6 protein-coding genes are annotated in these 4,634 nt (G+C 35.4%); 2 read left to right on the top strand and 4 right to left on the bottom strand.

The features are described from left to right. Positions 1 to 726: hypothetical protein (locus tag AC1DG9_RS23735; RefSeq protein WP_477635359.1), on the top strand; the 726-nt coding region annotated here is incomplete at its 5' end. 53 nt (positions 727 to 779) lie between these two features. Here the strand turns inward: AC1DG9_RS23735 and AC1DG9_RS23730 are convergent. The 4 genes from AC1DG9_RS23730 to folE all read right to left on the bottom strand — a co-directional run bounded on the left by AC1DG9_RS23730 (position 780) and on the right by folE (position 3,742). Beyond that, positions 780 to 1,166, bottom strand: a complete 387-nt coding sequence (locus tag AC1DG9_RS23730) for a group III truncated hemoglobin (RefSeq protein ID WP_288879503.1) — start codon at positions 1,164 to 1,166, stop codon at positions 780 to 782. A gap of 60 nt (positions 1,167 to 1,226) precedes the next feature. Then, entirely contained in the window at positions 1,227 to 2,438 is a 1,212-nt protein-coding gene (gene hmpA, locus AC1DG9_RS23725; protein ID WP_288879504.1) for an NO-inducible flavohemoprotein, read from the bottom strand. Positions 2,439 to 2,484: 46 nt separating this feature from the next. After that, positions 2,485 to 2,922, bottom strand: a complete 438-nt coding sequence (locus AC1DG9_RS23720; RefSeq protein ID WP_288879505.1) for an RrF2 family transcriptional regulator — start codon at positions 2,920 to 2,922, stop codon at positions 2,485 to 2,487. A 118-nt stretch (positions 2,923 to 3,040) separates the two neighbouring features. Continuing rightward, positions 3,041 to 3,742 (bottom strand): GTP cyclohydrolase I FolE, encoded by a 702-nt coding sequence (gene folE / locus AC1DG9_RS23715; protein WP_337714822.1) that lies wholly within the window; start codon positions 3,740 to 3,742, stop codon positions 3,041 to 3,043. A 189-nt stretch (positions 3,743 to 3,931) separates the two neighbouring features. Here folE and AC1DG9_RS23710 point away from each other — a divergent pair, with 189 nt between their 5' ends. After that, positions 3,932 to 4,537 carry a GrpB family protein gene (locus AC1DG9_RS23710; protein WP_288879508.1) on the top strand — a complete coding sequence of 202 codons (606 nt, stop codon included), beginning with the start codon at positions 3,932 to 3,934 and terminating at the stop codon, positions 4,535 to 4,537. Positions 4,538 to 4,634: the final 97 nt, after the last annotated feature.

The raw sequence follows: 4,634 nt of genomic DNA, 5'->3' as shown, positions 1-4,634 counted from the left end.
ATGTATGACCAACCAGACATTGCATTTTTAGGCTTCTTAACAGATACAATGAGTGTAAGAGATAAACAGTTTAATCCACTTAATAACGTCGGCCTGGTTAATAGTGAATATTCGTTAACTGATGTAAATGCTAAAACTGTAGAAAGGTATAAGTTAGATAACGCTGTATTAAGTAGCTATAGAGAATCTTATAGTGAAATGCTAAAAAGCAGTAATTATATGTTCACTCCTAAAATTAGCTATCAGATACATGCCACAAAAGAATTGGCTGATCTAAATAAAACTGAGATTACCTTAGTTGTCAAAGCAGTTTATTATTATCTGGTCTTAAATGAGCCAAAGCAAGAGAATTTTAAAATTTATTCAGATTTAAAAATAGATGAGATAAAACAATCCGGAGCTTATTTATCAAGAATCGGTTTTGGGATGCAGTCTAAATTTCAAATAACTACTTATCAAGATCCTAATAAACTTATTTCTTATTTAAAGGCGTATTTAAACGCTGTTTTAAATAACAACGAAAAAAATGCGGCTGAATTAAGAGAAAAATTTGAAATACCTGTAACGGAATTTGGATATTTAGGAGGTCCTCTTTCTGATTGGCTTCAATATCAGTCTTTAAGTAATACAGAAAAAATTGAGAAGTATGTTAAAGGGCTTTTTGTAGCTAAGCCTACAAATTCGGCATTTAAAAACATTGAATTTGATTTTAAAGCATTAAAATAAGCTTTCTTCGTAATAAGGTGATTGCAACTTTTACATTTGCAATCACCCTTTTATTATACAATTACCCTATCCGAACCATCTTTCATATGGGAGAGTTTGCTTAAAAACATCTCGGCCATCATTCCCGCTTTTTTCTTGGTTTCATCAGCCAATTCACCCGAAAAATGTTCATCTATGGTTTGTTCGAATAGCAGTAACCATCGTTCAAAATGATTTTTTTGAAGTGGCAGAGGCGCATGCCTGGCAAAAGGGTTTCCTTTAAATCCAGCAACTCCAAAAAGTACTGCATTCCAGAAGTCATACATTTTTGCCAAATGCGGATTCCAATCTGTAATCACCGCGTCGAAAATAGGCCCAATCAATTCATCTTGATTAACTTTGCTGTAGAAACCATCTACAAATAGTACGATATCTTCGAAATTACTAATGTCTGCTTTCATATAAAAAGTTTTACTTGTGATAAGACAACCGAACAATAAGCCATAATTTGCTAAATGAAGCTAATTTAACTGAAGTAAAGCAGGACCAAATTCTTCGAACAAGATCGACTCTTTTTTAATTCCGCAGGAAATCAAATCCTGATATTGTTTACGAATAAATGGAGCTGGCCCACAAACATAATACATAGTACCAGGATATTGGGGTAACGATGCTATTTTATTTATATCAAGAAATCCTTCCATCACTCCCTCCTGTTTATCCCGCGCTGTTGGCACATCATAAAAAACATGTTGCTCAATAGAATCATTTGCATTAACAATTTGATCAAGCTGATCTTTGAAGGCATGTACTGAACGGTTCCTACAGCCATGCAACCAGGTAATAGGATAAGTGAATTTTTGTTCCACAAGATTCTGCAACATACTGATCATTGGCGTTAGCCCAACGCCGCCGCTAATTAACACTACAGGGGCAGCTAAATCCTTTGCAAGTTTAAAGTCGCCGGCAGGTGCAGTAACATCTACAATATTTCCTTCTTTGATAACGTCATGAAAATAGTTACTGATAAGACCATTTGTATCCAAGCCCGCTCCTTTTTCGGCCTTTACCGAAATTCGGTAATAATCTTGTGCTGGAGTGCTTGAAATACTGTACTGGCGTGCCTGATATAATTTCATTTCTGGTAAAAACACTTTAACACTGATATACTGACCAGGTACATGGGCGGCCACTTTTCCACCATCGGACGGAAAAAGGTAAAATGAAGTAATTTCTGTTGATTCTACGTTTATTTTACCCACCGTAAACGGACGCCATCCTGTCCATCCATACTGCTGAGCAGTTTTTTGCTCATATAGTTTTGCCTCATGACCAGACATTAGGTTTGCCAATTGTTGGTAAGCCACTGTCCATGCATCTACTATTTCGGGTGTTGCTACATTTCCTAAAACCTCTTGAATTGATGCAATTAAATGACGACCTACAATTTGATATTGCTCTGGTCTGATGTCTAAACTAACATGCTTGTGCCCTATCCTGTCCACCACTGGCATTAATACTCCAGGGTTGGCTATATTGTCTGCATAAGCCAAAACCGCCATTGCCAAAGCAGTCTGCTGTTTACCACTTTGCTGATTCCCCATATTAAACAGGTTCTTGAGTTCAGGATTATGGGTAAACATCCTGTTATAAAAATGTTTTGTTAATAATACACCGTTCTCTTTTAGTACAGGAACTGTTGCGCTAATCCATTGTTTTTGTTCACTAGTCATATAAAAATATATTAATACCTTTTTATCCTTTATTTAGTTAAATTTTTTATTTTTTTAATTTAGTAATCCCAAGATTCAAATCGTCATTAAAATCAGCTATTGATGTGTCTTGCAGCATTTGTTGTATTTTGTTCCGAATGGCCTTAAACTCATGATGTAAAGGACAAGGATTGCTTTCAGAACAATATTCTAATCCTAAACCACATCCGGTGAACAGGCTATTTCCATCAATAGCCTCAACAACGTCAGATAGAGGCCTTTTAAGTGTAGATGCATCCATATAAAAACCTCCATTTGGCCCCTTAACAGATTGCACAATTCCTTTTCTGCTAAGATCTTGTAAAATCTTAGCCAGAAAATGCTCAGGAGATTCAATACCTGATGCTATTTCCTTTATCCCTACCCTGCTGCCTGAAGCTGTCCGGTGCGCAATAAAGAAAACTGAACGCATTGCATATTCACATGTTTTTGAAAAAATTCCCATCTGCACTACAAATGTAAAACATAAGATTCAATAATAAAAGATATATTTATCTTTTATTATTGAAGTCAAAACTTAAGGTTGGGTAATTCTTCACCTCTAATCATATAGAATTAACACATTACATAGGACGGATGTATTGCAAAAATTCTTCTTTTGTTACCTTATCTAGAAATGCACCTGAATATTCAGCGGTTACGGTGCTGCTGTTTACATCCTTTATGCCTCTTGACGATACACATAAATGAGCTGCATCAATAACTACCCCAACATCATCAGTTTCCAGAATTGTTTTTAATTCATTAGCTATTTGGATAGTTAAACGTTCCTGTACCTGCGGCCTTTGGGAATAATATTGAACAATCCTGTTTAACTTCGATAATCCAATAACCTTTCCTGAAGAGATATAAGCGATATGTGCTTTACCAATAATGGGCACAAAATGATGCTCACAATTAGAATAAAGGGTTATATTTTTCTCAACCAGCATTTGGTTATACTGATACTTATTATCAAATAATTTAATCTGCGGTTTATTTGCCGGATTAAGCCCGCTAAATATTTCTTTTACAAACATTTTTGCTACGCGTCCTGGTGTTCCGTTAAGACTGTCGTCTGTAAGATCAAGTCCAAGCGTTTCCATAATTTCCCGAAAATGCCCTGTAATAATCTTAATTTTTTCATGGTCCGCCAGCTCAAAAGCGTCTGCTCTTAACGGAGTATCATAAGAAGTACCAATATGTTGTTCGCCTAATAAATCTTCCAGCTCGGTTAAAGAAAGGTTATTATCCGTTGTATTTAAGGCAGTTCCATTCTGTTTCATAAATTATTGCGACTAATTTTATCTTTATCGATTTTTAGTAATAGCAGGGCGTAAATATAAAAAAGATAATTTTTAAGTTTTATCTTATTAATATCATACTTCTTAGAGATTGCCTTGACGATGTTCCTTTTGCAAGAGCGTTATCAGTTGTTCGATACAGAAAATATTAATAATTTTAGAGACGATATCATGACAAGTAAAGAAGTTATAGTTGTACCCTACTCCAACAACTGGGCATCAGTTTTTCAGGAACTGAGCACTATATTTAATAAGTACCTAAAGGATTACATTATTGGAATTGAACATGTTGGTAGTACCTCTGTACCCGGACTTGCAGCGAAACCAATTATTGATTTAGATCTCGTCATTAAAGATAAAAGCAATTTTAAAGAGATTATCCGGATATTAAAAGAACTTGGATATAACTACCTGGGAGAAATGGGTATTGTTGGAAGAGATGCTTTTGAAAGAATGTCGGATTTAAGCCCTGCTGACGGTTCAGGAAAACAGTGGCTTAGACACCACTTATACGTTTGCACGCAGGATAGCATGGGTTTAAAAAACCATATCCGCTTTAGGGACTATCTTCGTTCACATCCAGAAATAGTAATAGAATACGGGACATTAAAAACGGAGCTGGCCAAAAAGTATCCTTTTGATATTGATAGTTATATTGATGGAAAAACTGACTTTATCATTTCCATACTAGCAAAAAATGGTTTCGACGATGAAATACTTCAAAATATAAAACAGCAAAATATTGCCTCAAAAAACGCTTTAATAAAACCTCATTAATGCAAGAGCTAATTTCACCATTAGGAGAACAGCTGTTAAGCTTAAAAGAAGCCACTTACAAAGACCTCCGCACACCTGCTCAGTCAACCATGTATAC

The organism is Pedobacter sp. 05L430 (assembly GCF_056397585.1).
This window is presented reverse-complemented; position numbering and strand designations above follow the sequence as displayed.

Bases quoted from the DNA above. Each gene is read 5' to 3' on its own strand.
- AC1DG9_RS23730 (WP_288879503.1), bottom strand. From the start codon at position 1,166: ATGAAAGCAGACATTAGTAATTTCGAAGATATCGTACTATTTGTAGAT.
- hmpA (WP_288879504.1), bottom strand. From the start codon at position 2,438: ATGACTAGTGAACAAAAACAATGGATTAGCGCAACAGTTCCTGTACTA.
- AC1DG9_RS23720 (WP_288879505.1), bottom strand. From the start codon at position 2,922: ATGGGAATTTTTTCAAAAACATGTGAATATGCAATGCGTTCAGTTTTC.
- folE (WP_337714822.1), bottom strand. From the start codon at position 3,742: ATGAAACAGAATGGAACTGCCTTAAATACAACGGATAATAACCTTTCT.
- AC1DG9_RS23710 (WP_288879508.1), top strand. From the start codon at position 3,932: ATGACAAGTAAAGAAGTTATAGTTGTACCCTACTCCAACAACTGGGCA.